This is a genomic window from Pseudomonas sp. 313 (genome assembly GCF_000316965.1).
In the GTDB taxonomy this organism is placed as follows: domain Bacteria; phylum Pseudomonadota; class Gammaproteobacteria; order Pseudomonadales; family Pseudomonadaceae; genus Chryseomonas; species Chryseomonas benzopyrenica.
This window is the reverse complement of record NZ_ANBZ01000035.1, coordinates 2,348-29,302: the sequence shown is the minus strand read 5'-3', so window position 1 is coordinate 29,302 and position 26,955 is coordinate 2,348. Positions and strand designations below refer to the sequence as shown.

Annotated in this window: 3 protein-coding genes; all 3 read left to right on the top strand. The window is 69.9% G+C overall.

What is annotated here, in order from left to right; genetic code table 11:
- Window positions 1–36: 36 nt before the first annotated feature.
- From C722_RS0107365 to C722_RS0107355, 3 genes are read left to right on the top strand one after another with little or no spacing between them, the layout of a single operon-like run.
- Window positions 37–9,579, top strand: coding sequence for a non-ribosomal peptide synthetase (locus C722_RS0107365; protein WP_017639886.1), 9,543 nt, complete (start codon window positions 37–39; stop codon window positions 9,577–9,579).
- On the top strand, window positions 9,579–25,580 hold the full coding sequence (locus C722_RS0107360; protein WP_017639885.1) for a non-ribosomal peptide synthase/polyketide synthase: 16,002 nt from the start codon (window positions 9,579–9,581) through the stop codon (window positions 25,578–25,580). The genes C722_RS0107365 and C722_RS0107360 overlap by 1 nt, the downstream gene beginning before the upstream one ends.
- Complete coding sequence (locus tag C722_RS0107355) at window positions 25,570–26,955, top strand: diaminobutyrate--2-oxoglutarate transaminase (RefSeq protein WP_017639884.1); 1,386 nt, start codon at window positions 25,570–25,572, stop codon at window positions 26,953–26,955. The genes C722_RS0107360 and C722_RS0107355 overlap by 11 nt, the downstream gene beginning before the upstream one ends.

Here is a 26,955-nt window from a genome sequence, read left to right as displayed (position 1 = left end):
GGCGGCGTCCGGCCTTCTATTTTTGCAGGTGAAGCCATGACCTCCCGAGCGGATCAAGCCGAGCACTTCGTCGACGTCCTCGATTTCTACGCCGAGCGCCAGCCGGACAAGACGGTGCTGCGCCATCTGACCAACGACGAGACGCCGCAGCTGACCTCCTATGCCGAGCTGCGCAACCGTGCGCTGAGCCTGGCCGGCTACCTGCAGGAGCGGCTCGGGCAGACCCGGGGCGAGCGCTGCGTGCTTCTGCTACCCAGCGGCCCGGATTACGCCGCGGCCTTCTTCGCCTGCCTCTATACCGGGGTCATCGCCGTGCCGGCCTTCCCGCCGGAAAACAGTCGGCAGATGCACATCGAGCGCCTGCGCGGCATCCTCGACGACGCCCAGCCGCGGGTAGTGCTCGGCGAGCGGGCCTGCCTCGCCGCCCATGCCGACACCCTGGCGCAGGCGCTGCCCGAGGGCGCGTTGTGCCAGGCGGTGGAAGACATCGAGGCCAGCTGGGCGCTGACCTATCGCCCCCAGGTGGTGGACCCCTCGGCGCTGGCCTTCCTGCAATACACCTCGGGTTCGACGTCGGCGCCCAAGGGGGTGATGGTCAGCCATGCCAACCTGATTGCCAATGAAAAGGCCATGCAGCGCGGCTTCTTCACCGGGCGCGACGAGGAATGGGTGAGCTGGTTGCCGCTCTACCACGACATGGGCCTGATGCTCGGACTGCTGCTGCCGATCTTTCATGGCGGCACCCTGACGCTGATGTCGCCCAATCACTTCCTCACCCGCCCGGCGCGCTGGCTGCAAGCGCTCAGCCAATACGGCGGCACCGTCAGCGGCGGGCCGGACTTCGCCTACCGCCTGTGCGTGGAGCGGATCAGCAACAGTGCCCTGGCCGAGCTCGATTTGAGTCGCTGGAGCATGGCCTTTTCCGGTTCCGAGCCGATCCGAGTGGACACCCTGGATGCCTTCTGCGAGCGCTTCGCCGCCGCGGGATTCCGCCGGCAGGCCTTGACCCCGGCCTATGGCCTGGCCGAAGCGACCCTCTATGTCTGCGCCCACGAGCCGACCGACGAATTCCGTATCCAGCGATTCGCCGGTGACGCCTTGAGTGCCGCCGGGGCCGAGGCGGCGCTGCAACACGGCCGCCTGGCCGGGTGCGGCTGGTGCGATGCCGACCACGAGTTGCGCATCGTCGATCCGCACACCCTGGAACCGCTGGACGAGACCCGCGCCGGCGAGGTGTGGGTCGCCGGCCCCAGCCTGGCGCAAGGCTACTGGAACAATCCCGAGGCCACGGCCGCGGCCTTCATCGAGCGCGATGGTCGCCGTTGGCTGCGCACCGGCGACCTGGGCATCGCCGCTGAGCGCGAACTCTATATCGCCGGGCGGCTGAAGGACCTCATTATTCTCAATGGACAGAATCTCTATCCGCAGGACGTGGAGCTGGTGCTGGAAGAGCAGGTGGCCGATTACCTGCGGCGGGGCCGGGTGGCGGCCTTCGCCCTGGTGGGCGAGGACGGTCGCGAGGGCATCGGTCTGGCGCTGGAGATCAGTCGCAACGTGCGCCGCCTGGTACCGGCCGAACGCATCTGCGGGGCCTTGGTGGAGGCCTTGACTCAGGCCTTTCAGGTCGCACCCAGAGCCATTGCGCTGCTGGAGCCCGGAACGCTGCCGCGCACCACCAGCGGCAAGCTGCAACGCGCCGCCTGCCGGGCCGGTTGGTTGGCGGGCAGCCTGGACAGCTTCGCCGAGTGGCGCGATGGCGCCCTGGCCCAGGGCGAGTCCCAGGTCGCGGCGCCGCCCGTACTGCCCGAGGTGCGCACGGCCTGGGCCGAGGTGCTCGGGCGCGATGACCTGACCGCCCAGGCGCATTTTTTCGCCCTGGGCGGGGATTCGGTCGCCGTGGTGCAGGTGCAGGCGCGGTTGCGCGAGTCGCTTGGGGTGTCGATCGATCCGGCGCTGCTGTTCGAGGCCTCGACGCTGGGCGCCTTTTCCGCGCGGGTGGCCGCGCTGCCGCGCGAAGCCGCGGCGGAAGGCCCCGTCGCCGAGGATGCGCCCCGCGCGCCCCAGTCCTTCGCGCAGCAGCGCCTCTGGTTTCTCGATCAGCTGGAGCCGGGCAATGCCGCCTATCACCTGGCCGGTGAAATCCTCCTTCACGGAAGCTTGGACGTGGCACGGCTGGAGCGGGCGCTGGAGGCCCTGGTGCAGCGCCATGCGGCGCTGCGCACCCGCTTCTCGGCAGGTGCCGGTGAGGTGCCCGAGCAATGCATCGAAATGCTGGCGCAAGGGGCGGTCGAGCACCATGACCTGAGCCAGGCCGCACAGCCCGAGGCGGCCCAGGCCACCTTGGTCGAGAGCCTGGTGCGCCGTCCGCTGGACCTGCGCCAAGGGCCGCTGTGGCGCATGGCGCTGATCCGCCGAGACGCCGAGGACCATCGGCTGCTGCTGGTACTGCACCACATCATCGCCGATGGCTGGTCGATCCAGGTGCTGCTGGAAGATTTCGCCGCCCTGTACCGCGCTGCCGAGGGCGAGACGCCCGCGCTGGCGCCCCTCACCATCACCTATGCCGACTTCGCCCGTTGGCAGCGCCAGCTGCTGGCCGGTGAAACCCGCGAGCGCCAATTGGCCTACTGGCAGGCCCAACTGGCCGACGCGCCCGCACGCCTGGAGTTGGCCGGCGACCGCCCCCGACCGCCGCAGCAGAGCGGGCGCGGCGCGCGCTTCGCCTTCAGCCTGCCCGCCACCGTCAACGCGGGCCTGCATGATCTGGCCCAACGCCAGGGGGCGACGCTGTTCATGGTCGGCCTGGCGTTGTTCCAGCTGCTGTTGCAGCGCCATAGCGGCAGCAGCGACCTGTGCGTGGGTGTTCCCGTGGCCGGGCGCACCCAACGGGCGACGGAGCGCCTGATCGGCTTTTTCGTCAACACTCAGGTGCTGCGATGCCAGCTGGACGGCGCCCGCTCGTTCAGCGTCCTGCTCGACCAGGTCAAGCGGCGCGCCCTGGAAGCCCAGGCTCATCAGGACCTGCCGTTCGACCTGCTGGTGGAAGCCCTGGCGCCGGAGCGGCACCTGGGTTGGAATCCGCTGTGCCAGGTGAAATTCACCCAGCAATTCCCACTGCCCCAGGCGCTGGACCTGGGCGGGGTGACGCTGTCCGCGCGGCAGCTCGACGATGGCGCCGCGCACTTCGACCTGGGCCTGGACATCACCGACCTGGCGACGGGCATCGAAGCGGTGTTCACCTATGCCACCGACCTCTTCGAGGCGCCGCGCATCGCCGCGCTGGCGGACGATTTCGCGCACCTGGCGCAGCAGGTGGTGGCCGATGCCGAGCAACCCCTGGCGTGCTACCGCCTGGCCAAGGAGGAAGCGGGACTGGCCGGTGAATCCCAAGCCTTCCCGGCAACGGACCTGCTGGCACTGTGGCGCGCGGGGCTGGCGCAGGCCGGGCACGAACCGGCCCTGGTGGCCAGCGATGCCAGCCTGAGCCATGCCCAGCTGGAGGCCGACAGCAATCGCTTGGCGCGGACGCTACGCGCCAAGGGAATTGGTGCCGAGGTCCGGGTAGCGCTCTGCCAACCACGGCAGGCCAGCTTCGTCGTCGGCCTGCTGGGCATTCTCAAGGCCGGCGGGGCCTGCGTCTTCGTCGATCCCAAGTGGCCCGCGGCGCGCCAGGCGCAGGTGCTGGCTGACAGTGGTGCCCAGTTGCTGCTCGGCATGCCCGTGCCCGAGGGGCCGCCCGCGTTGGCGCTGGACGCCACGGCGGACTGGCGGCAGGCGTCGGCGGAGGCGCTGGATGTCATGGTACTGCCGGCCCAGGCGGCCTACCTGATCTACACCTCCGGGACCACTGGGCGGCCCAAGGGGGTGGTGGTCAGCCATGGCGCCATCGCCAACTATGTGCAGGGCGTGCTGCAGCGGCTGGCGTTGCCGCCCCAGGCCAGTTTCGCCATGGTTTCCACGGTTGCCGCCGATCTCGGCCACACGGTGTTGTTTGGCGCCCTGGCCACTGGCGGCACCTTGCACCTCTTGGCTGACGAGGTGGTCCAGGATGCCGATCGCTGCGCCGACTATTTCGCGCGCCATCCCGTGGCGGTGCTCAAGATCGTCCCTACCCATCTGAACGCCTTGCTGCAGGCCGCCGATCCGACGCCCCTGCTGCCGTCCGCAGCGTTGGTGCTGGGCGGCGAGGCGCTGCCAGAACCGTTGGCCGCGCGGGTTCGCGAACTCAAGCCTGGGTGCCGGCTGTTCAACCATTACGGCCCCACCGAAAGCACCGTGGGCGCCCTGACCGCGGTCCTCGACGAGCCGACAGCGGGCATCGCCCTGGGCACGCCGCTGCCCAATCTGCGCGCCCGGGTACTGGACGCCGACCTCAATCCGCTCCCCGCCGGTGCGGCCGGCGAGCTGTACCTCGGGGGGGCGGGCCTGGCGCGGGGCTACCAGGGCCGACCGGGCGATACCGCCGCGGCCTTCCTCCCTGATCCCTGGGTGCCCGGCGAGCGCCTCTATCGCACCGGTGACCGAGTACGGCTGGCCGCGGACGGCCGGCTGGAGTTCCTCGGTCGCAACGACGACCAGCTCAAGATACGGGGTTATCGTGTGGCGCCGGGCGAGATCGTGGCGGCCCTGCTGGCACAACCCGGCGTGGCGGCGGCCCATGTGCAGCTGGATGGCCGTGGGCAGCTGGTGGCCTATGTGACTGGCCGCGAGCTCACTGGCGAACGCCTGGGCGAGCGTCTCGCGCAGCTGCTGCCCGAGGCGCTGGTACCGGCTCAGATCCTGGTGCTCGAGGCTTTCCCGCTCACTGCCAACGGCAAGCTGGACCGCGCCCGCCTGCCGGAACCCGAAGCCCGCCAGGCCGAGTTCGCCGCACCCCAGGGCGAGGTCGAGACCGCCTTGGCGGCGCTCTGGAGCGAGGCGCTCAAGGTAGAGCGCGTCGGTCGGCACGACAATTTCTTCGCCCTGGGCGGCGATTCCATCCTCAGCCTGCAGATCATCGCCCGGGCCCGCCGCCAGGGCCTCAAGCTCACGCCCAAGCAACTGTTCGAACACCAGACCATCGCCGCCCTGGCCGCGGTCGCGGTGCCTGCCGCCGCGCCGTCCGTGGCCCCAGCGTCTGTGCCTGCCGTCCCCGGCGAACTGCCCTTGACGCCCATCCAGGCCCGCTTCTTCAGCGAGCCGGTCCGGCAGCGCGCGCACTGGAACCAGTCCGTCATTCTCGAACTAGCGGCCCCCATCGAGGTTGCGGCCCTGCGCCAGGCATTGTCGGCCCTGGTCGCCCGCCACGGCAGCCTGCGGCTGGCCTTCGAGCCGAACGAGCAGGGCGGCTGGCGGCAGCGGCTAAGAGCCCAGGAAGACCCGGAGCGGCTGCTCTGGACCTGTCGAGTCGCCGACGAGGCCGAGCTGGCGCCGTTGTTCGACGAAGCCGAACGCAGCCTGGACCTGGCCCGTGGACCCTTGCTGCGCGTGGTGCTGGCCGAAGGGCCGGCGCAGCGTCCCCAGCTGTTGATCGCCATCCATCACCTCGCCGTGGACGGCGTCTCCTGGCGCATCCTGCTCGATGACCTGGCGTTGGCCTATCAGCAGGCGGCAGCCGGTGCGCTCTTGGAGTTGGGCGAGACGGGCAGCGACTGGAGCGCCTGGACCCTGCAGTTGGCGCAACGCGCCGCCGATCCACGGTTGCAGCAGCAGCGCGGTTACTGGGACGCGGTCACCGCGGTCCCCGAGACCCTGCCGTGCCTGGACCCCCATGGCAGCTGCCGCGTCCGCGACGCCGGTAGCCTGGCGCTGCGACTGCCGGCGGAGTTGACCGAGCGGCTGCTCCAGCTACCCGGCACCGAAGCGGTGCTGCTAGCGGCGCTGGCCGAGGCGCTGCGGCAGTGGACGGGCCGCGCGGCCACCCGCATCGCCCTCGAAGGCCATGGCCGCGAGGAGCTGGACGGCAGCCTGGAGCTGAGTCGCACCCTGGGCTGGTTCACCTGCCTCTATCCGCTGGTGCTGGGCGCCGAGTCGACCCCGGCCGCTACCCTGGCGCGCACGCGGCTGACCCTGGCCGAGGTGCCCGAGCGCGGCCTGGGCTACGGGCTGCTGCGCTACCTGGGCGGCGCTGACCTGGCCGATACCCGCGACGGCCTGACCTTCAACTACCTGGGCCGTTTCGAGCGGCCGACGGTGGCCGGCTTCCCGCTGCGAGGGCTGGAGCTGCGCAGCAGTCGCGACCCCGAAGGGCCGCTGACCAGTGCCCTGGTGCTGGACGCCCAAGTCCGCGACGGCCAGTTGCGCCTGGACTGGCGTTACAGCGCCACGCGCTTCGCGGCGGACGCCATCGAACAGCTGCACCAGGGCTTCGTGGAGGCGCTGGCGGCGCTGCTCGACGGCGCGCAGGCGCCGGAAGCCGAGCTTGAAGCCGTACTGCCCCTGGCGTCCATGCAGGAAGGCATTCTCATGCACAGCCTGCTGGAGCCGGGCAGTGGCATCTACCTGATGCAGGATCGCTATGAGCTGCGCCAACCGCTGGCGGCCGCGGCCTTCCGCCAGGCCTGGGACGCCGTGGTGGCGCGACATCCGGCGCTGCGGACCGGGTTCCAGGAGCTGGACGGCGAATGGCGCCAGGTGGTGCATCGTCAGGTGCCGTCGCCGGTCAGCCTGCTGGACTTCAGCGACCGGCCGCGGGAGGAGGGCGTGGCCGCGCTGGAGGCGCTGCTGGCCGAGGAGCGCCGCACGGGCTTCGATTTCGCCCGGCCACCGCTGCTGCGCCTGCGTCTGGTAACCTTCGGCCCGAACGACTACCAGTTGGTGCAAACCCATCACCATGTGCTGATCGACGCCTGGTGCCGCGGCCTGATGCTGGGCGAATTCTTTGCCCGCTATCGGGCAGCCGTCGCCGGGACCGAGCTGGCAATGCCACCCGCCCGACCCTATGCCGATTTCCTCGCCTGGCTCGCGGCCCAGGATACCGCCGCGGGTCGCGCCTGGTGGCGCGCCGAGCTGGCCGGGGTGGAAGCGGCCACGCCCTTGCCCTATCGCCGCCAAGGCTTGGCCTCGGGTGAGATGCGCGACGAAGCCGTGGCATTGTCGGCGCAGGCGACCCGCGCCCTGGCGGCCCAGGCGCGGCGTCACCAGTTGACCGCCAATACCTTCGTCCAGGCGGCCTGGGCGCTGCTGCTCATGCGCCATAGCGGCCAGGACGAGGTGATCTTCGGCGTTACCGTTGCTGGCCGGCCGCCTGAGCTGGAAGGCATCGAGGAAGCCCTCGGCCTGTTCATCAACACCCTGCCGCTGCGGGTTGCCCGGCCGACCGCCGAGGTGCCGGCGCTGGCGTTGCTGCAGCAGTTGCAGGCGCGTAACGCGGAGTTGCGCCAGCATGAACATCTGCCGTTGGCCGAGGTGCAGCAGCTGGCCTCGGTCCCGGCCGGTGAGCCGCTGTTCGAGTCGCTGTTTGTCTTCGAGAACGTGCCCCTGGGCGGCGCGGTGGAGGAGGCCGTGCGCGAGTTCGACATCACCCCCCTGGCCAACCGTACCCACACCAACTATCCGCTCACGGTGGTCCTGCTGCCGGGCAACGAGCTGCGTCTGCAATTCACCTTCGACAGCGGCCTGTTCGCCGCCGCCGACATGCGCACCCTGCTGGACCAGTTCGAGCGACTCTTGCTGGCCCTGATCGAGGCGCCGGAACGCGTCCTGGAGCAGTTGGAGCCCCTGGCGGCGGATGAGCGCGAGCGGCTGCTCGGCTGGGGCCGTGGCGCGGCGCAACCGCACTGGTATCAATTGCCCTGGATCGAGCGTTTCGAGGCCCATGCCGCCGCTCATCCCGAGCGCAGCGTGGCGCGCTGCGGCGAGGCCAGCCTGAGCTATGGCGAGCTGGACCACCAGGCGGGCCGCCTGGGCCGCGCCCTGGCGGCTGAGGGTGTCGGTCCGGATCAGGTCGTGGCGCTCTGGGCGCCGCGGGGGTTGGCACTGCTGACCCTTATGGTCGGCACCTTCAAGGCCGGCGCTGCCTACCTGGCCTTGGACGAGCGTCACCCGCCGGCGCGCAGTGCCCGGCTGCTGGACGGTAGCGCCGCACCGGTGCTGGTGGTGCCCCGGGCCGAGCGGGAAAAGGCCCAGGCCATCCTGACGCTGAGCCAGAGACCGCCGCGGCTGTTACTGCTCGAAGAACTGCTGGCCGGGCAGCCCCAGGGCGGCCCCGGCGTGCGCAGCCGACCCGACCAGCTGGCCTATGTGATCTTCACCTCCGGTTCCACCGGCGAGCCCAAGGGGGTGATGGTCACCCAGCAGGGCATGCTCAACAACCAGCTGAGCAAGCTGCCCTTCCTGCAACTGGGCGAGGACGACGTCATCGCCCAGACGGCCGCCACCGGCTTCGATGTCTCGGTGTGGCAGTTCCTCACCCCGCCGCTGTTCGGCGGCCGGGTGGAGATCGTCGCCGAAGCCGAGGTGCAAGACCCAGCAACCCTGCTGGCGCGCGTTGTTGCCGGCGAGGTGAGCGTCCTGGAATGCGTGCCGACGGTGATCGCCGCGCTGCTGGAGTTGCCGCCGCAGCCCCTACCGGCACTGCGTTGGCTGCTGCCCACCGGCGAGGCGCTGGCGCCGGATCTGGCGGCGCGCTGGCTGCAACGCTACCCCGGCATCCCGCTGGTCAATGCCTATGGCCCTGCCGAGTGCGCCGACGACGTGGCCCTGCAGCTACTGCGGGCGCCCCAGGCGGACATCCCCATCGGCAAGCCGACCGACAACACCCACTTGTTCGTGCTCGATACGCGGCTGCGTCTGGTGCCCCGTGGCGGGGTGGGCGAGCTGTACATCGGCGGTGCCGGCGTAGGCCGTGGCTACGTGGGCCGTGCCGGACTGACCGCCGAACGCTTCGTGCCCAGTCCCTTCGCGGCCGGCGAGCGGCTTTATCGCAGCGGCGACCTGGTGCGCTGGAACGTCCGCGGCGAGCTGGAGTATGTCGGCCGCACCGACTTCCAGATCAAGTTACGCGGCCAACGCCTGGAGCCGGGCGAGATCGAGGCCCTGCTGCGGGCGCAACCCGGCGTGCGGGATGCTGCGGTCGCCGCCCAACCCACGCCCCAGGGGGCGCAACTGGTGGCCTATCTGGAGCCCCAGAACGGCGAGCGCCCGAGCCTGGCCGCGCTGCGCGAGGCACTGGCGCAGCGCCTGCCACTGTTCATGGTGCCGACCCAGGCGCTCTGGCTGGAACGGCTGCCCCGCACTGCCAACGGCAAGCTCGATCGCCGCGCGTTGCCGGTACCAGAACTGGACGCCGCGCCGGGGCAACCGCCTCAAACCGGCACCGAACGACAGCTGGCCGCTCTGTGGCAGGAACTGCTGCAGGTGCCGGAGGTAGGCCGCGATGCCGACTTCTTCGCCCTGGGCGGCCACTCGCTGCTGGCCACCCGGCTGCTATCGCGCATCCACGAACGGCTCGGCGTGCGCGTGCCCCTCGCCGCAGCCTTTACCGCCACCACCGTGGCGGCTCAAGCCGAACTCATCGACACCCTGCGCGAGCAGACCCTGGACGACGCCCGTTTGGACGCGCTGGACGCGCTGCTGGACGAGCTGGAGGAGACCTCTTGATGTTGCACGACAAAGCCCAGGCCCTGGCCAAACGTTTCCTCGGCCTGCCGCCGGCGCAGCGCCGTACCTTCCTCGCCAAATTGCGCGACCAGGGCCTCGATGCCGGCGCGCTGCCGATTCCCGGTGGCGCCGCGGCGGCCTGTGCAGAAACCTCCCATGCCCAGCAACGGCTGTGGTTCCTCGAACGCCTGCAACCGGGCAATGTGGCCTATCACCTACCGGGTGCGCTACGCCTGCACGGCCGCCTGAACGAGACCGCGCTACAGGCGGCCTTCGCGGCCCTCACGGCGCGCCATCCCAGCCTGAGGACCATGCTGGAGCAAGGGCCGGGCCGCATCCCCCTGCAACGGGTCGCCGAGCGCAGTGAGGTACCGCTGGAGGCCCTGGGCGAGGTCACGCTCCAGGACCTGCCCGCCGTGGCCCGCGCCTTCGCCAATCGGCCCTTCGACCTGGAACGCGGGCCGCTGTGGCGACTGGGCCTGGCGCGGGGCGTCGACGGGGCGCCGGCGCATCTGCTGCTCTGCCTGCACCATGCCATCGCCGATGGCTGGTCAATCCAGGTGCTGCTGGACGACGTTGCTGCCTGCTATCGCGCGGCGCTGGCGGGGCAGGTCGCCGAGCTGCCCGCCTTGCCGGTCAGCTACGCCGATCATGCCCTCTGGCAGCGCGCCTGCCTCGACGCCGGGGAGGACGAGCGCCAATTGGAATTCTGGCGCGCACGCCTGGGCCGCGAGCACCCGGTGCTGGAACTGCCGTCGGACCGACCGCGTCCGGCGGCTCCCAGCCAGCGTGGCGGGCGGCTGAACTTCGCGTTGCCGGCGCCCCTGGCGCAACAGCTGGGCGACTTCGCCCGGGCTCAGCGCACCACCCTGTTCACCGTGCTGCTGGCCGCCTATGCGACCCTGCTCGGCCGCCTGTCCGGCCAGCAGGACCTGCGCATCGGCGTGCCCGTCGCCGGGCGCCAGCGTAGCGAGGTCGAGCGCGTCATCGGTTGCTTCGTCAACACCCAGGTACTGCGCCTGGAACTGGCAGGCGCGGCGGACTTCCTGGCGCTGCTGACCCAGGCTCGGGAGCGGGTGCGCGAGGCCCAGGCCTATCAGGACCTGCCCTTCGAGCAACTGGTGGACGCCCTGGCTCCCGAACGTACCCTCAGTCACCACCCCCTGTTCCAGGTGCTCTACAACCATCAACCGCGGCAGCTCGACGCCCTGCAACTGGGCCCCGAGCTGCGCGCCGAACTGCTGCCGCTGGACAACGGTAGCGCCCAATTCGATCTGGCGCTGCATACCTGGGAATTGGGTGACGGCAGCCTCGGTGGTAATTGGAATTACTCCTGCGATCTCTTCGAGCCGGCGCGCATCGAGCAATTGCACGCCCGCTTTCTGGTGCTCTTGCAGGGGCTGCTCGACACGCCCCAGCAGCCGCTGGCCGAAGCGCCGCTGCTGCTGTCTGACGAGCCCGCGCGCCTGGCCGCCTGGAACGCCACCGCGCAGGCCTATGCGCCGCTGCCGGCCGCCGGCGTGCTGGGGGGCTTCCTCCAGCAGGTCGCCCTGCATCCCGAGCGCGAGGCCCTGTGCCTGGACGAACGCCGCCTGAGCTACCTGGAGCTGGACCAGGCGGCCAATCGCTTGGCCCACCATCTGCGTAGTCGTGGTATCGGCCGCGAGAGCCGGGTCGGCGTGGCCATGCTGCGTTCGGTGGAGATGGTGATCGCCCTCTATGGAGTGCTCAAGGCCGGCGCGGCCTATGTGCCGCTGGACCCGGACTACCCGGCCGAACGTCTGGCCTTCATGCTGGAAGACTGTGGCGCCAGCCTGTTGCTGAGCCATGGGCCAGCCCTCGCCTTGTTGCCTGAAAAGCTGTCGCTGGACGTGCTGGACCTGGAGCAACTGGACCTGTCCGACGAGCCCGCCAGCGCGCCTGACCTCCAGGTGCATCCCGAGCAACTGGCCTATCTGATCTACACCTCCGGTTCCACCGGCCGACCCAAGGGCGCGGGCAACACCCAGGCGGCGCTGCACAACCGCCTGCAGTGGATGCAGGCGGCCTATGACTTGGATGCCCGCGACCACGTCCTGCAGAAGACGCCCTTCAGCTTCGACGTCTCGGTCTGGGAATTCTTCTGGCCGTTGCAGGTCGGCGCCCGGCTGGTGCTGGCCCGTCCGGGCGAGCATCGTGATCCGGCGGCGTTGAGCACCCTGATCGCCCGCGAAGGCATCACCACGCTGCACTTCGTGCCGTCCATGCTGGCGGCCTTCCTGGCCCAGGACGATCTTTCCGGCTGTGCCAGCCTGACGCGTATCGTCTGCAGTGGCGAGGCCTTGCCGGCGGAGCTGGCCCAGGCCGTGCGCCAGCGGTTGCCCCAGGTGGCGCTCTACAACCTCTATGGCCCCACCGAGGCGGCTATCGACGTCACCCACTGGACCTGCCAGCCGGAGGATCGCCTGGCGGTGCCCATCGGTCGGCCCATCGCCAACTTGCGGATCCATATCCTCGACGAACGCCTCAACCCACAGCCCATCGGCGTGGCCGGCGAGCTGTACATCGGCGGTGTTGGATTGGCGCGGGGCTATCTCGGTCGCCCTGGCCTCACCGCCGAACGCTTCGTCCCCGATCCCTTCACCCCGGGTGGTCGGCTGTACCGCAGCGGCGATCTGGCCCGTTGGCGCGACGACGGCGCCCTGGACTATCTGGGCCGGCTGGACCACCAGGTCAAGCTGCGTGGCCTGCGGCTGGAACTGGGCGAGATCGAGGCGGCGTTGCGCGAGTTGGCCGGAGTGAGCGAGGCCGTGGTGCTGCTGCGCCAGAGCGCCACCGGTCCGCAGCTGGTGGGCTACCTGGTGACGCCAGGTCTGGACGAAGCCGCGTTGCGCCAGGCGCTATTGGCGCGGCTGCCGGACTTCATGGTACCCAGCCATCTGCTGGCACTGGAACAACTGCCGCTGACCCCCAACGGCAAGCTGGACCGCAAGGCGCTGCCGGAGCCCGACATTACCCAGCAGACCTATCGTGCGCCGGAGCCGGGTATCGAGACCGAGTTGGCCACGCTCTGGGCCGAACTGCTGCAGGTGGAGCGGGTCGGGCGGGACGACAATTTCTTCGCCCTCGGCGGCGATTCCATCCTCAGTCTGCAGATCATCGCCCGCGCGCGGCGCCTGGGGCTGGTGTTCAGCCCGCGGCAGCTGTTCGAGCGGCAGACCCTGGCCGAACTGGCCCCCGTGGTGCAGCACCTGGAGACGCCTGGCGAGATTGCCGCCGAAACGCGTGAACCCTTTGCGCTGGCACCCATCCAGCACGCCTTTTTCGCTCGCGCCTTGCCGCGCCCCGAACACTGGAACCAAGCCCTGTTGCTGGAACCGGAGGCGCCGCTGGAGCCCGAGCGACTGCGCCGAGCCCTGGCGCGGCTGGTAGCCACCCATGGCGCTCTGCGCCTCGGCTTCACCCAGGCCGAAGGTCGCTGGCAGCAGCACTATCGCGCCAGCGAAGACGCCGAGCTGCTCTGGCATTCCTCGGTGACCCGCACCGAGCTACCGGCTCTGGCCGACGAGGCCCAGGCCAGCCTGAACCTGGACCAAGGACCGTTGCTGCGCGCCGTGCTCGCCGATCTTGCCGAGGGTGGTCAGCGCCTGTTGTTGGTGATCCATCACCTGGCGGTGGACGGCGTGTCCTGGCGCATCCTGCTGGATAACCTGGCGCGCGCCTACGCCGAGCCCGAGCAGGCCCTGCCGGCCGCGACCCCCTATGCCAGCTGGGTCCAGGCGCTGCAAGGCCTGGAACTGGACAGCGAGCGGGCCTATTGGCAGCAGTTGCCGGCGGCGCCAGCCTTGCCCTGTGACGATCCCAGCGGGCGCGCCTGGGAGCGCGACGCCCAGCGCCTGAGCCTGCGACTTGACGCGGAGCGCACCCGTGAGCTGCTGACCCAGGCGCCCGCGGCCTTCCGCACCCAGGTCAACGACCTGCTGCTCACCGCCCTGGTGCGGGCCCTGCATGGCTGGAGCGGACAGGCCGAGGCGCGGCTGCTGCTGGAAGGCCATGGTCGTGAAGACCTCTTCCCCGGACTCGACCTGAGCCGGACCCTCGGCTGGTTCACCAGCCTTTATCCGGTCCGGTTGGGCGACCAGACTGATCTCGCCACTAGCCTCAAGACCACTAAGGAGCGACTGCGAGCTATCCCGCGTGGTGGCCTCGGCTATGGCCTGCTCCAGGCCCGTGGCGACGCGGGCTTGCCGGAGACCACCGGCTCGCTGCTGTTCAACTATTTGGGTCAGCTCGACAGCGAGCTGGGCGGCTTCCGCCTGGCGGACGAGTCTGCTGGACAGGCGCGCGATCCCCGTACCCCCCTCGAGGCCGAGCTGGCCCTGGAGGGCGCTGTCCACGGTGGCGAGTTGCACTTCGTCTGCACCTACAGCGGCCAGCGCCATGCGGCCGCGCGCATCCAGGCCTTGCTGGAGGCCTTCGGCGCGGCGCTGGACGAGGTCCTCGCCCTCTGCCGCCAGAGCAGTGGTGCGACCCCCTCGGACTTCCCGCTGCTGGCCCTGACCCAGGCGCAACTCGATGCGCTGCCGCTGGCCGCCCTCGAAGACCTGCATCCGCTCACGCCCATGCAGCAGGGGCTGCTGTTCCACGCCGAGCTGGGCGGGGCAGGCGATCTCTACGTCAACCAGGTAGGCGTCGAGCTGGACGGCCTGCCGAAGGCGGCCTTCCTCGCTGCCTGGCGGCAGGCGCTACGGCGCCATGCCGGCTTGCGCGCCGCTTTCCTGCGGCTGGCCGGCGAGGGTCGGGCGGTCCAGGCCATCTGGCGCCACGCCGACCTCGCCGTGCGCGAGCTGGATTGGCGCGACCGCCCGGCGGCCCCAGCTGCCCTGGCTGACCTGCAACGCGAGGAGCGTGAACGCCCCTTCGAGCTCGCCAGGCCGCCGCTGATGCGCCTGCTGCTGGTACGGCTCACCGACGAGCGCTGGCAACTGGTCTGGACGCTGCACCATATTCTGCTCGACGGCTGGAGCAGTGCGGCGCTGCTGGCGGAAGTCCTCCAGGCGACCCGCGGCGCGGCGCTGCCGGTACCGGGTCGCTACCGCGATTATCTCGCCTGGCTGGCCAGCCGTGACGCGGCGCGTAGCGGCGAATTCTGGCAAGGGCAACTGGCCGACTTCGAATTGCCGACCCGTCTGGCCGACAGCCTCGGTCGCTCGACCACGGCCGACGACCCGCGCAGTGGCGAACAGCACCTGGTCCGCGACCGGGCCCCGCTCGATGCCGCCGCCCGGCGGCTGCACGTCACCCTCAACACCCTGGTGCAGGCGGCCTGGACCCTGTTGCTGCAACGCTACACCGGTCAGCGCCGGGTCGCCTTCGGCGCCACCGTCGCCGGTCGTCCGGCCGAGGTCGCTGGTAGCGAGCGGCTGCTGGGGCTGTTCATCAACACTCTGCCGGTGGTCCAGGCACCTGCACCGGAGCTGACCGCCGCCCAATGGCTGCCCGCCTTGCAGGCTCACAACCTGGCCCTGCGTGAGCACGAGCATACGCCGCTCTTCGAGGTGCAGCGCTTGGCCGGCCATGCCGGTCAGGCGTTGTTCGATACGCTGCTGGTGTTCGAGAACTATCCGGTGGACGCCGCCCTGCGCGGCGCTAACGCCAAGGCCCCAGCCATCGGCGCGGTCACGGTGAGCGAGCGCACCCACTATCCGCTGAGCATCGCCGTCATGGCCGGTGCGCGCCTGGAATTGCACCTGCACTACCAGCGCGCGTGCTTCACGCCTGCTCAGGTCCAGCGGCTGGCGGCGCACCTGGGGCAATTGCTCGACGGCCTGGTCCGCCAACCGGAGACGCCCCTGGGCGATCTGCCACTGCTCGACGCCGAAGGCCTGGCCACCTGGCAGCGCTGGAATCCACCGGCATCGGCGAGCACGGACGAGGCGCTACTGCCCTCGCTGATCGCCGAGCAGGCCCGCCGCCAACCCCAGGCCATCGCCCTGGTGCATGGCCAGGAGCGGCTGGACTTCGCCACCTTGGAAATCCGCTCCAATCGCCTGGCGCAGTGGCTGCGTGGGCAAGGTGTCGCGACCGAAATCCGGGTGGGCGTGGCCTGCGAGCGCGGCGTCGACTTGTTCGTCGCCTTGCTGGCGGTGCTCAAGGCCGGTGGCGCCTACCTGCCGCTGGACCCGGACTACCCGGCCGAGCGCCTGGCGCTGATGCTGGAAGACAGCGGCGCCCGATTGCTGTTGACCCAGCACGACCTGCTCGACCGGCTACCCCAGGTGGCGGGCGTCGAAGCGGTCGCCCTGGATCAACTGGATCTCACTGACCAGCCAGACTCGGCGCCGGCCGTGGTCCTGCATCCCGAACAACTGGCCTACGTCATCTACACCTCCGGTTCCACCGGTCGACCCAAGGGCGTGGCCGTGGCCCATGGCCCCCTGGCGCTGCACTGCCGCGGCATCGCGCAACGCTACGAACTCACGGCGCAGGATCGCGAACTGCATTTCCTCTCCATCAGCTTCGACGGCGCCCAGGAACGCTGGCTAACGCCATTGAGCCAAGGGGCTCGCCTCGTCATCCGCGACCAGGCGCTATGGAGCGTGCAGGAGACCTGGCAGGCACTGGAGGAGGAGGGCATTACCGTGGCCGCCTTCCCGCCGAGCTATCTGCGGCAACTGGCCGACTGGGGCCGGGTGCAGGGCCGCGGCCCTGGCGTGAAGACCTATTGTTTCGCCGGTGAAGCCTACGACCGTGGCCTGCTGCGCGAGGTGGTGGAGTACCTGCAGCCCGAGTGGGTCATCAATGGCTACGGCCCGACCGAAACCGTCATCACCCCGACCCTCTGGCGGGCATCCGCGGCGATCGCAGATTTCACCAGCAGCGCCTATGCCCCCATTGGCGACCTGGTCGGCGAGCGCCAGGGTTATGTGCTGGATCAGGATCTCAACCTGTTGCCCGTGGGCGTTGAAGGCGAGCTGTACCTGGGCGGCGCCCTGGCTCGCGGCTACCTGGAGCGCCCCGGGGAGACGGCGCAACGCTTCGTGCCCAATCCCTTCCGCGCCGGCGAGCGACTCTACCGCACCGGCGACCGAGTGCGGCTCAATGCCGAGGGCCTGCTGGAGTACCTTGGCCGCGCCGATCAGCAGATCAAGCTGCGTGGCTTCCGCATCGAGACCGGCGAGATCGAGGCGGCGCTCAAGGCGTGCCCAGGCGTGCGCGAGGTGCTGGTGATGGTCCGCGAGACCCCGGCTGGTGCTCGGCTGGTGGGCTATGTCGGCGGTGGCCAGCTGCAGGAGGCGGCGCTGCTGGAGCGGCTACGCCAGCACCTGCCCGGCCACCTGGTCCCCCAGCACCTGGTGGTGCTGGAGCGCTTACCGCAGTTGCCCAACGGCAAGCTGGATCGTCGGGCGCTGCCCGCGCCTGAAGTCGCGGCGAGCGAAGACTATGCAGCACCGGCGAACGCCTTGGAGCAGCGTCTGGCTGAGTTGTGGCAAGCCTTGCTCCAGGTCGAGCGGGTCGGTCGCCAGGACGACTTCTTCGCCCTGGGCGGCCATTCCCTGCTGGCGACCCAACTCATCTCCCGTCTGCGTCTGGAAGAAGGGCGGGAGGTGCCGCTGCGCCTGGTGTTCGAGGCGCCGCACCTGGCGGAACAAGCCGCGCGGATCGCCGCCCTGGCGCCCGAGCGCCAGGGGCTGGAACTCCAGGCCCTGGCGCTGGACGAGGCACCGCAATCCCATGCCCAGCAACGGCTGTGGTTCCTCGCGCAGTTGGAACCCGAGAGCGCGGCCTATCATCTGCCGGGGGTCCTGGAGCTGCAGGGGACCCTGGATGAGCAAGCCCTGACCGCGGCCTTTACCGCTCTGGCGGCGCGGCATGCCAGCCTGCGGACGCTGTTGCTGCCGGGTGATCCGCCCCGCCAGCGCATCCTGCCGCCGGCACCCGTGGCCGTGGAGCGCTTGGCGCTCGCCGCGGGTGTCGACCAGGAGGTCGAATTCGCCGGCCTGTTGCAGGCCTTCATCGCCCGGCCCTTCGCGCTCGCCAGCAGTCCGCCCTGGCGGCTGGCCCTGGTGCGCCTCGATGAACAGCGCCACCGCCTGCTGCTGTGCCTGCACCATGCCATCTCGGACGGCTGGTCCGTCGGCCTCTTGCTGCGTGATTTCGCCGAACTCTATCGGGCAGCGCTCAGCGGCGTGGCACCGGATCTGCCGGCACTACCGGTGCAGTACCCCGACTATGCACGCTGGCAGCGTGAGCACCTGAGCGCCGGGGAAGGCGAGCGGCAACTGGCCTATTGGCGCGCCCAACTGGGCAGCGAGTCGCCCACTCTGGATCTGCCGGCCGACCGGCCACGGCCGGCGCGGCGCGGCGGTGCCGGGCAGCGACTGGACTTCACTCTCGCGGCGGACCAGGCCAAGGCCCTGCGCCAGGCTGCCCATGCCCTGGGGGTTACGCCCTTCATGCTGCTGCTGGCCTGCTATGGCGTGCTGCTGGGTCGGCTCAGCGGGCAACGCGACCTGCGCATTGGGGTACCGGTGGCGGGGCGCACGCGCGCCGAGCTGCACGACCTCATCGGCTGCTTCGTCAATACCCAGGTACTGCGCCTGGACCTTGCCACCCCGACGGATTTCACCGCCCTGGTGCACCAGGTGCGCGAGACTCTGCTCGACGCCCAGGCCCACCAGGATCTGCCCTTCGAGCACCTGGTGGAGCACCTGCAGCCGGAGCGGAGCCTCAGCCAGCACCCGCTGTTTCAGGTTAGCTACGACCATCAGCGACGCGATCACCGCGCCCTGGCCGACGTGCCGGGGCTGCAAGCCCGTATCCTCGACACGCCAGCCACCCAGGCCCAGTTCGATCTGGCCCTGGCGACCTGGGAAGACCCGGACGGCCGCCTCGGCGGTAGCTGGACCTTTGCCCTCGATCTCTTCGAACCGGCGCGCATCAGGCAACTGCACGCCCGCTTCCTGGTGCTCTTGCAGGGGCTGCTCGACGCGCCCCAGCAAGCCCTGGCCGAGGCGCCGCTACTGCTGCCCGACGAGCCTGCACGGCTGGCCAACTGGAATGCCACCTCGGAGGTCTATGCACCACTGCCGCCCGCTGGCGTGCTGGGGGGCTTCCTCCAGCAGGTCGCCGTGTATCCGGAGCGCGAGGCCCTGTGCCTGGACGAACGCCGCCTGAGCTACCTGGAGCTGGACCAGGCGGCCAATCGCCTGGCTCATTATCTGCGCGGCCGTGGTATCGGCCGCGAGAGCCGGGTCGGCGTGGCCATGCTGCGTTCGGTGGAGATGGTGATCGCTCTTTATGGGGTGCTCAAGGCCGGCGCGGCCTATGTCCCGCTGGACCCGGACTACCCGGCCGAACGTCTGGCCTTCATGCTGGAAGACTGCGGTGCCCGCCTGTTGCTCAGCCATGGGCCAGCCCTCTCGTTGTTGCCGGAAAAGCTGTCGCTGGATGTACTGGACCTGGAACAACTGGACCTGTCCAGCGAGCCCGCCAGCGCCCCCGAGCTTCAGGTGCATCCCGAGCAACTGGCCTATCTGATCTACACCTCCGGTTCCACCGGCCGACCCAAGGGCGTGGGCAACACCCAGGCGGCGCTGCACAACCGCCTGCAGTGGATGCAGGCGGCCTATGGCTTGGATGCCGGTGACCACGTCCTGCAGAAGACCCCCTTCAGCTTCGACGTCTCGGTGTGGGAATTCTTCTGGCCGTTGCAGGCCGGCGCCCGTCTGGTGCTGGCTCGACCGGGCGACCATCGCGACCCGGCGGCGCTGAGCGCCCTGATCGCCCGCGAGGGCATCACCACGCTGCACTTCGTGCCGTCCATGCTGGCCGCCTTCCTGGCCCAGGACGATCTTTCCGGCTGCGCCAGCCTGACCCGTATCGTCTGCAGCGGCGAAGCCCTGCCGGCGGAACTGGCCCAGGCCGTGCGCCAGCGGTTGCCCCAGGTGGCGCTCTACAACCTCTACGGCCCTACCGAGGCGGCTATCGATGTCACCCACTGGACCTGCCAGCCAGAGGATCGCCTGGCGGTGCCCATCGGCCGGCCCATCGCCAACTTGCGGATCCATATCCTCGACGAACGCCTCAACCCGCAACCGGTCGGCGTGGCCGGCGAGCTGTACATCGGCGGTGTTGGATTGGCGCGGGGCTATCTCGGTCGCCCTGGCCTCACCGCCGAACGCTTCGTCCCTGATCCCTTCACCCCGGGTGGCCGGCTGTATCGCAGTGGCGATCTGGCGCGCTGGCGCGACGATGGCGCCCTGGAATACCTGGGCCGGCTGGACCACCAGGTCAAGCTGCGTGGCCTGCGCCTGGAGCTGGGCGAAATCGAGACCGCCTTGCGCGAGTTGGCCGGGGTGAGCGAAGCCGTGGTGCTGCTACGCCAGAGCGCCACCGGTCCGCAGCTGGTGGGTTACCTGGTGACGCCAGGTCTGGACGAAGCTGCATTGCGCCAGGCGCTGCTGGCGCGGCTGCCGGACTTCATGGTGCCCAGCCATCTGCTGGCGCTGGATCAATTGCCGCTGACCCCCAATGGCAAGCTGGACCGCAAGGCGCTGCCAGAACCCGACATTACCCAGCAGACCTATCGTGCACCGGAGCCGGGTATCGAGACCGAATTGGCCGCGCTCTGGGCCGAGCTGCTGCAGGTGGAGCGGGTAGGGCGGGACGACGACTTCTTCGCCCTCGGCGGGCATTCGTTGCTCGCCCTGCAGGTAGTGGCCCGCTTGCGTCGCGATCACCGCTGGGAGGTACCCGTCCGGATGCTGTTCGAAGCCGCCACCCTGGCGGCGTTCGCCCGCAGTCTGGTCGACCTGGCCCAGGTTGACGAGGCGCCGCTGCAGGGGCGTGACTGGCCCGGTACGCCCGCCCGGGCGCCGCAGTCCTTCGCCCAGCAGCGTCTGTGGTTCCTCGCCCAACTCGAACCGGACAGTGCGGCCTATCACCTGCCGGGTGGCCTGCGCCTGCAGGGTCGACTCGACGAGGCCGCGCTGCGCACGGCCTTCCAGCGGCTCACCGCTCGCCACGCCAGCCTGAGGACCACCTTCGGCCACGGCGAGCAGGGCGCTCAGCAGCTCATCCACGCCGTGCATGAGCCCGTGTTCGAGGTGGTGATCCTGGATGCAGCGGCGGCCGACACCTATCGCCGCGCCTTCATGAGCCAACCCTTCGACCTGGAGGCCGCGCCGCCCTGGCGCCTGGCCCTGGTGCGCCTGGCACCGGACGAGCACCTGCTGCTGCTGTGCCTGCACCACCTGCTGGCCGATGGCTGGTCGATGCGGCTGCTGCTGGAAGACCTGGTCAGCCTCTATCGCCAGGCCCTGGGCGATGACCGGATGCAACTACAACCTCTGCCGCTGGACTATGCCGACTACGCCGCCTGGCAACGCGAGCGCCTGGCCGCCGGGGAGGGCGAACGACAGCTGGCCTGGTGGCGCACGCAACTGGGTAGCGAACACCCGCTGCTGGAACTGCCAGCCGACCACCCACGCCCCGCCCAGCGCGATGGCCGCGGCGGGCGGGAAACCTTCGCCCTGGATGCGACCGCCTCCCAGCGCCTGCGCCGTACGGCCCAGATGCTGGCGGTCACCCCGGCGATGCTGCTCTTGGCCAGTTGGCAGACCCTGCTGTTCCGTCTCAGCGGCCAGACCGATCTGCGTATCGGCGTGCCGGTAGCGGGGCGGGTACGGGCGGAGACCGAGGCCTTGGTCGGTTGCTTCGTCAACACCCTGGTCCTGCGCGGTGAACTGGCCGGGCGGATGCCAGCCAGGGCCCTGGCCGCCCAGGTACGTTCCCGGCTGCTGGACGCCCAGGCTCACCAGGAGCTGCCCTTCGAGCAACTGGTCGAAGCACTGCAACCCGAGCGCCACCTGAGCCACAACCCCCTGTTCCAGGTGACCTTCAACCACCAGGCGCGTGGTGAGCAGGCATTGGCTCAGCTACCCGGTCTGACCGCCGAAGCCCTCGACGGCGCGGGCGACCAGGTGCATTTCGACCTGTCGCTGGGCACCTTCGACGAGGCCGACGGCGGTATTTCCGGCTACCTGGACTTCGCCAGCGACCTCTTCGAGCGAACCACCGCCCAACGTTTCCTGCGCATCTGGCTGACCCTGCTCGACGGCCTGGTCCGCCAACCCGAGACGCCGCTGGGCGACCTGCCACTGCTCGACGCGGAAGGCCTGGCCACCTGGCAACGCTGGAATCCACCCGCGCAGGCCAATACGGATACGCCACTGCTGCCCGCACTGATCGCCGAGCAGGCCCGGCGTCAACCCCGGGCCATCGCCCTGATACACGGCCAGCAGCGGCTGGACTTTGCCAGCCTGGAGACACGCTCCAATCGCCTGGCGCAGTGGCTGCGTGGGCAGGGCGTCGCGGCGGAAACCCGGGTCGGCGTGGCCTGCGAGCGCGGTGTCGACTTGTTCGTCGCCCTGCTGGCGGTGCTCAAGGCCGGCGGTGCCTACCTGCCGCTGGACCCGGACTACCCGGCCGAGCGCCTGGCGCTGATGCTGGAAGACAGCGGCGCTCGACTGCTGTTGACCCAGCAAAAGCTGCTCGACCGGCTACCCCAGGTGGCCGGCGTCGAAGCGGTCGCCCTGGATCGACTGGATCTCAGCCAGCAGCCCGACACGGCCCCGGCCGTGGTTCTGCATCCCGAGCAACTGGCCTACGTCATCTACACCTCCGGTTCCACCGGTCGTCCCAAGGGCGTGGCCGTGGCCCATGGTCCCTTGGCGCGCCACTGCCAGGGGATCGCGCAACGCTACGAACTCACCGCGCAGGACCGCGAACTCCACTTCCTGTCCATCAGCTTCGACGGCGCCCAGGAGCGTTGGCTGACGCCGTTGAGCCAAGGGGCTCGCATCGTCATCCGCGACCAAGCGTTGTGGAGTGTGCAGGAGACCTGGCAGGCACTGGAGGAGGAGGGCATCACCGTGGTTGCCTTCCCGCCCAGCTATCTGCGGCAACTGGCCGACTGGGGCCGGGTGCAGGGTCGGGGTCCTGGGGTGAAGACCTATTGCTTCGCCGGTGAAGCCTATGATCACCGCCTGCTGCGCGAGGTGGTGGAGTATCTCCAGCCCCAGTGGGTCATCAACGGCTACGGCCCGACCGAAACCGTCATCACCCCGACCCTGTGGCGGGCATCCGCGGCCACGGCGGACTTCGCCAGTGCCTATGCGCCCATCGGCGACCTGGTGGGCGAGCGCCAGGGTTATGTGCTGGATCAGGATCTCAACCTGCTGCCCGTGGGCGTGGAGGGTGAGTTGTACCTGGGCGGGGCCCTGGCCCGCGGCTACCTGGAGCGGCCCGGCGAGACGGCGCAACGCTTCGTGCCCAATCCCTTCCGCGCCGGCGAGCGACTCTACCGCACCGGTGACCGGGTGCGGCTCAACGCTGAGGGCTTGCTGGAATACCTCGGCCGCGCCGATCAGCAGATCAAGCTGCGCGGTTTCCGCATCGAGACCGGCGAGATCGAGGCGGCGCTCAAGGCCTGCCCCGGCGTGCGCGAGGCGTTGGTCATGGTCCGCGAGACCCCGGCTGGCGCCCGCCTGGTGGGTTATGTCGGCGGTGCCCAGTTGCAGGAAGCGGCGCTGCTGGAGCGGCTGCGCCAGCACCTTCCCGGCCACCTGGTACCCCAGCACCTGGTGCTCTTGGAGCGTTTGCCGCAGTTGCCCAACGGCAAGTTGGATCGTCGTGCGCTGCCCTTGCCGGAATTCGTCAGCCAAACCCTCGACGAGGCGCCCCAGGGGCCACGCGAGGAACTGCTGGCTGGACTCTGGCGCGACTTGCTGGGTGTCGAGCGGATTGGTAGGGCGTCCGGCTTCTTCGAGCTGGGCGGAGACTCCATCCAGTCCCTGGCGCTGATCAGTCGCCTGCAACGCGCGGGCTGGCAGCTGGGGCCCAAGGAGGTCTTCCGCAGTCCTAGACTCGCCGACCTGGCGCTCTGTCTCCAACCTCTCGCCACCCAACCCGCCTGGGAGCCGGCCCAGGGCGAACAGCGCCTGACGCCGATCCAGGCGCACTTCTTCGCCCAGCCGCTGCCCAACCCTGCGCACTGGAACCAGGCCTTGCTGTTGGAGGTGCGCGAGCCCCTGGACCCGGTGCGGCTGGCGGCGACGGTGGCCTGGCTGCTGCAACGGCACGATGTCCTGCGGCTGGCCTTCTGGCCGAGCGCCCAGGGCTGGCAAGCCGGCTACCGCGACGCGGTTGGCGTCGAGCAGCTGCTGCAACAGGTCGAGGTGGCCGATGCGGCGGCGCTGGAAGCCCTCTGTGCGCGTACCCAGCGGAGCTTCGACCTGGCCCGCGGCGGCTTGCTGCGCCTGGTCCTGGCGAACTATCCAGAAGGCGATCAGCGCCTGTTCATCTGCGCCCATCACCTGATCATGGATGGCGTGTCCTGGCGGCTGCTGCTGGACGATCTCGGGCGGATCTATTCGGCCCTGGGCCGCGACGAGCCGCACGTCGACGAGCCGCGGCCCCCGGCCTACCAGGCCTGGGCCGAGCGCCTGGCCGGCTGGGCGGTGCAGCCGTCGACCCAAGCCCGGCTGGCGTTCTGGCAGGACCTGGCACCGCGGCCGGATTGGCCGGTGGACCATCCCACGGGCGGCGCCACCCAGGGCCAGGTGTGCACGGCGGAGGTGCAGCTCGATCCCGCCCGCACCCGCTGGCTGCTGCGCGAAGCGCCGACTGCGCTGGGGGCGCGGCTTGACGAGGTGTTGCTGGCGGCACTGGCCCAGGCGGTGCGCGACTGGAGCGGCCAGGACGGCCATGTCATCGCCCTGGAAGGCCACGGTCGCGAGGCCCTGTTCGCCGAGCTCGACCCGGGCCGTACCCTGGGCTGGTTCACCAGTCTCTATCCCCTGCGATTGAGCTGTGCAGAGAGCCCGCTCGCCACCCTCCAGGGGCTGCGCGCGCAACTGGCCGCGGGTGGCCAGCGCGGCCTGGACTATGGCGCGCTGCGCTACCTGGCCAAGGCCGAGGTCCTGGTCGACCAGCCGGAACCGCCGCTGGCCTTCAACTACCTCGGCCAGCTCGACGGCGCCCTGGGCGACGGCCGTTTCGTCCCGGCCCGGGAAGCCTGTGGCGAACTGGTCGATCCGGCTACCCCGTTGCTGCGGGAGCTGGAGATCAACGCCCAGGTCTACGACGGCCGGCTGGGGCTGAGCTGCCGCTACAGCGGTGAGCGCTATGCGGCTGCCACGGTGGAGCGCCTGCTCGCCGCCTTTGACCAGGCCTTGGCCGCGCTCGCCGCCAGCGCCACGGCAGCGGTGCCCGTCGTTGCCGCTAAAGGCGCCGATCCGCGGCTCCATTTGACGCCAGGCAGCACCGGGCAGCCGCCGCTGTTCTGCCCCCATCCGGTCAGTGGCACCGTGGTGGGTTACTACTCCCTGGCGCAGCAACTGGCCGGCCGGTGGGATGTCTGGGGCCTGCAGAACCGCCAGATCCTCGACCCCAGCTGGCGTGATACCAGCCTGGCGCAACTGGCTCGCGACTATGTCCGGATGCTGCTGGAGACCCAGCCACGCGGCCCCTATCGGCTGCTCGGCTGGTCCCTGGGGGGTGCCCTGGTGCTGGAAATGGCCAGTCTGCTCGAACGCCTGGGCAAGATGGTGGCCTTCGTCGGGCTGGTCGATGGCTATGTCCCCGGCGCGGGTCTGGTCCGGCGACCGGCGCCAGTGGCAGCCGATAGCTCGATCGAGGAGAGCGGCGCCTGGGCGCAGCTGCTGGCCGTCGAAGCCCACCTGCACCACCTGGCGCGCGAGCACTCGCAGCTGCAGCCCCTGCGTGCTCCGGTCCATGCCTGGTGGGCCAGCCGCTCGCCGGAAAACAACCATAACGGCCAGTCCCTGCTGGAGCAGGGACTGGGACGCCCCCTGGCGCAGTCCCGCTGGATCGACGCCGACCATCTAGGCATCGTCCGCGATCCGCGCCTGCTGGCCGAGGTTGCCGAAAACCTGAATTCATCTCTTGCCCATAGCGCCCGCAACCCGGGTTTCGAGGAGTACGATCATGTCCGCTAGTCATCCGTTGCCGTCTGTCCCCGCCGACGCCGACTATTGCTTCACCAGCACTCCGCGGCTGGAGCGCCAGGCCGCCCTGGAGTCCAATGCCCGCAGTTATCCACGGCGGCTGCCGCTGGAGTTGCGCCGAGCCCAGGGCATTCATGTGCAGGACAGCGAGGGTCGCTGGTTCATCGACTGCCTGGCTGGCGCCGGCACCCTGGCCCTTGGGCACAACCACCCGGTGGTCCTCGACGCCATGCGCGGCCTGTTGGACGGTGAGCGCCCCCTGCACACCCTCGACCTGATGACCGAAGCCAAGGACGATTTCATCCGCGAACTCTATGCCCTGTTGCCGGAGGGCTTCGCCCGCCATGCGCGCATCCAGTTCTGCGGCCCAGCCGGTACCGATGCGGTGGAGGCCGCCATCAAACTGGTCCGTACCGCCACTGGCCGGCGCCAGTTGCTGGCCTGCCATGGCGCCTACCACGGCATGACCCAGGGCGCCCTCGGCTTGATGGGCAGCCATGGGCCGAAGCGCCACCTGGACGGCATGAACGGCGGCGTGCAATTCCTGCCCTTTCCCCATGCCTATCGCTGCCCCTTCGGCCTGGGGGGCGAGCTGGGCGAGCGGGCGGCGCTGAATTACCTGGAGACCATGCTGAACGATCCGGAAAGCGGGGTGCTGCCGCCGGCGGCGCTGATCGTCGAGCCGATCCAGGGGGAGGGCGGGGTCAATCCGGCGTCCATCACCTGGCTGCGCGAGGTCCGCCGCATCACCCGGGAGGCCGGCGTCCCCCTGGTGCTGGACGAGATTCAGTCCGGCATCGCCCGCAGTGGGCGGCGCTTCGCCTTCGAGCACGCGGACATCGAGCCCGATGTGCTGGTCCTGTCCAAGGCCATCGGCGGCAGCCAGCCGCTGGCGGTGGTGGTCTATCACGAGTCGCTGGATCGCTGGGCACCTGGCGCCCATGCCGGCACCTTCCGTGGTAACCAGCTGGCCATGGCCGCTGGCACCGCCACTTTGCGCCTGGTACGCGAGGAACGCCTGGAGCTGCATGCGGCCGCCATGGGCGAGCGCCTCGCCGGGCACCTGCGCGCCTTGCAACGCGACTATCCGCAACTGGGTGATGTCCGGGGGCGGGGGCTGATGCTGGGGGTGGAAATAGTGCGTGCCAATGGCCCGACCGACCGTCAGGGGCACCCCCTGGCCGACGGTGTATTGGCCGCGCGCCTGCAACAGGAGTGTCTGAGACGCGGCTTGATCATCGAGGTCGGCGGGCGCCATGGCGCCGTGCTGCGCTTCCTGCCACCGCTCATCGTGCAGTCCGAGCAAATCGATCAGATCGCCGGTTGCCTGGCGACCGCCTTACGTACGGTGATGACGGCAGCCTGA